The organism is Streptomyces narbonensis (genome assembly GCF_014649015.1).
Taxonomy (GTDB): Bacteria; Actinomycetota; Actinomycetes; order Streptomycetales; family Streptomycetaceae; genus Streptomyces; species Streptomyces narbonensis.
This window is the reverse complement of the sequence record NZ_BMSF01000137.1, coordinates 1-665: the sequence shown is the minus strand read 5'-3', so window position 1 is coordinate 665 and position 665 is coordinate 1. Positions and strand designations below refer to the sequence as shown.

At 68.1% G+C, this 665-nt stretch carries 1 protein-coding gene; it reads right to left on the bottom strand.

What is annotated here, in order from left to right; all coding sequences use genetic code 11:
- On the bottom strand, window positions 1-665 hold a 665-nt coding region (locus tag IE124_RS34290; protein WP_189514014.1), incomplete at both ends, for a dihydrolipoamide acetyltransferase family protein.

Genomic DNA, 665 nt, shown 5'->3' with positions numbered 1-665 from the left:
GAGGCGCTTCGGCTGCTCCAGGACCGCGGCGATGTCCGCGAGGAACTTGGAGCCGAGCTCGCCGTCGACGAGTCGGTGGTCGAAGGAGAGTGCCAGGGTGGTGACCTGACGCGGCTTCACCTTGCCCTTGTGGACCCAGGGCTGGAGCTTGATCGCTCCGATCGCGAGGATCGCGGACTCGCCGGGGTTGAGGATCGGCGTGCCGGTGTCGACGCCGAAGACGCCGATGTTGGTGATGGTGAAGGTGCCGCCCTGCATCGCCGCCGGGGTGGTCTTGCCCTCGCGGGCGGTGGCGACGAGCTCGCTCAGGGACTTCGAGAGCTCGGGCAGGGTCTGGGCGTGCGCGTCCTTGATGTTCGGCACGATCAGACCGCGCGGGGTGGCCGCGGCGATGCCCAGGTTCACGTAGTGCTTGAGGACGATCTCCTGCGCCGCCTCGTCCCAGGCCGCGTTGATCTCCGGGTTGCGCTTGACCGCGACCAGCACGGCCTTGGCGATGAGGAGCAGCGGGTTGACCCGCAGGCCCGCCATGTCCTTGTCGGACTTCAGCTCCTCGACCAGCTTCATCGTGCGCGTGATGTCGAAGGTCACGAACTCGGTGACGTGCGGCGCGGTGAACGCCGAACCCACCATCGCCGCCGCCGTCGCCTTCCGCACACCCTTGA